Source organism: Helicobacter sp. 13S00401-1, assembly GCF_002272925.1.
Lineage (GTDB): Bacteria > Campylobacterota > Campylobacteria > Campylobacterales > Helicobacteraceae > Helicobacter_I.
Window position 1 is genome coordinate 1 of record NZ_MLAR01000033.1, and the last position, 2,420, is coordinate 2,420.

The 2,420-nt window shown below is 35.3% G+C and carries 2 protein-coding genes; both read left to right on the forward strand.

Annotated elements, in window-relative coordinates; genetic code table 11:
- The first annotated feature begins 164 nt into the window (after positions 1 to 164).
- A complete protein-coding gene (locus BKH43_RS08275) occupies positions 165 to 1,661 on the forward strand; it encodes a hypothetical protein (protein WP_095230466.1) in 1,497 nt (498 codons plus the stop codon).
- 117 nt (positions 1,662 to 1,778) lie between these two features.
- Positions 1,779 to 2,420 (forward strand): phosphoenolpyruvate hydrolase family protein (locus tag BKH43_RS08280; protein WP_143429066.1); only part of this gene is annotated, 642 nt, incomplete at its 3' end.

Here is a 2,420-nt window from a genome sequence, read left to right on the forward strand (position 1 = left end):
AAAAGTAAATAATTATTTCATTTTTAGTTTGATTTAATAAATTTTCTCTTCAAAAATTTTCACTTTAAGTTTCCTTTAATACAAAAAAAAAAAAAACAACTAGAATTTTCTCAATCACTAGTAATTAGTGTGTTAAGTCAATTTATTTTAGAAGGGAAAACAATATGACAAAGATTACAGGACAAATGCAAAATAAAGCCATAAAGCTAATCTTAGCTACTAGCTTAATAGCAAGTTTTAGTAGTGTAGTAGTAGCTGCAGAAGGTTATAAAAGACCTAGTAGTGATAATAAGACTAGATTAGATTCTACTAGTAATGACATAAATGGAGTTAGGTTTTTACTAGGAGCAGGAGTAGGAACTGGAGTAAGTGCTACAAGTGAAAATGGTGGTTTTACTTTAAGTACTCCTAATGCAGGAGTAGATGCTAAGTTAAAGCTAGGTACTGGAATCTTTACTACTACTAGAAATAGTACTTTAGGTTTACAAGCAACTATTGGAGTAGGAGCTAACTCTTTAGGTGCAAGTTCAAACTTTAATCCTCAGTATTCTTTGAATCTAGACTTTATACAAGCTTTTAAAGTTGGAGCTAGTGGTTATGTTAAGTTAGGTTATATACTAGGAGCTGGACTTGCTATAAGAACTCATGATAATGTTAATAGTGGAAGTGGGAATGTTAGTAATGCTGTAGTTAGTGGAGCTGTGATTAGACCTGGCTTTACTTCTGGTGGTAATGATAACCCAGATGAAATCAGTGCACTCCTAAAGACATATAAGTCTCAGTTTGATAGTGCAGCTAATGAAGCAAAAGCATCAGCTAATTCTGCAAGAACATACTTCCAAAATGGTGACTTAACTAAGGGTATATCTTCTTATAATCAAGCCTTAAGTCAACAACAACAAGCAGCTAATGCACTAAGATTAGCCACAGCAGCATCAAATAATACAACTGCTAGAAGTTTTGTAATGCCAACTTTTGATATTAACTCTGTAAATGCTGCAGTTACAAATGTTAAAAGCACTGTTCTTAACAACTTTGCAAGTCAAGTAAGCAATGTAACAACTACAGCAAATGCAGCAAATGCACTTGCAGGTCAAACTAACCCAACTACAGATGCCCAACAACAAGCCTCAGAAAAACTTAAACAAGCTAGCAGCACTCTATCTACTATCAGCTCTAATCTATTGCAACTACAAAATGCCGGAGTTATAACTAGTGCTGAAAATACTAACACGACAAAACCAGCACAAGATGCCATCACTATAGCAAGCAATACTTTAAAAACAACAGGGACTATAGGCGCTCAAGCTGCACAGATAGCAGATCTTAATAGACAACTTTCTGACTTAAACAAAACAGCAGCAGATAACAACAAGGCTCAAGCTGATCAGATAGCAGCACTTCAACAAAGGCTTATAGATATGAATCAGCAAGCAATAACAGCAGCTCAAAAAGAAAAAGATGCTCAAAATGCACTAGCTAATAGAAACGCTAACAACACCCCTACTGTTTTACCTACTGCAAAAGCTGGTCTTATAGCCTTCTTCGGAAAACATCAAGCAGTGTCTTTAGAGTATCAATACTACTTTAGAAACACAGTTCAAGGCATGGCAAGTAGTGATATCTCACTTAACTATACCTACTACTTTGGTGGCAAATAAGACAAATAGAGAAGTAGGCAAATAGGCAAATGGATAAATAGGCAAGTAAGCAAATAGGTAAGTAGTAAAGAGATTAGCTTACTTAGATTTTTAAGTAAGCATAAGAAAGGATAGGTAATGCCAAGAGTAATAAAAGTCATATTAGCTGCTAGCTTGATAGTTAGTCTTAGCTCTGTAGCTATGGCTGCTACTAGAGGAGTTAAAAAGTCTCATAAAATATCACACATTAAAACTGCTAACTATGATATAGATGGGATAAGGTTCTTGCTAGGAGCAGGAGCAGGAACTGGACTAAGTGCACAAAGTGCTAATAGAGGCTTTTCTATACTAGCCCCTAATGCAGGGCTAGATGCTAAGCTAAAGCTAGGTAGCGCAATCTTTACTACAAGAAAGACTAGTACTCTTGGCTTACAAACAACTATAAGTATGGGTGCTAACTCACTAGGATCAACTTCAAGTTTTAATCCTCAGTATTCAGTAAACCTAGATTTCATACAAGCCTTTAAACTAAAAACTACTACTTACTTTAAGCTAGGTTATATAGCTGGCATAGGGCTTGCCATTAGAACTAATGAAAAAAGTAATGAAGCATTAAACACTACTTTATCTACTACTAATCAAGAAAGATTAAGCACTCCTTCTATCCTTCCTACGCTTAAAGCTGGTCCTATAGCCTTTTTTGGAAAACATCAAGCAGTGTCTTTAGAGTATCAGTACTACTTTAGAAACACAGTTCAAGGCATGGCAAGTAGTGATATC

What these genes read in the sequence shown, in the direction of transcription:
- BKH43_RS08275 (WP_095230466.1), top strand. Translation starts at nt 165, where the DNA reads ATGACAAAGATTACAGGACAAATGCAAAATAAAGCCATAAAGCTAATC.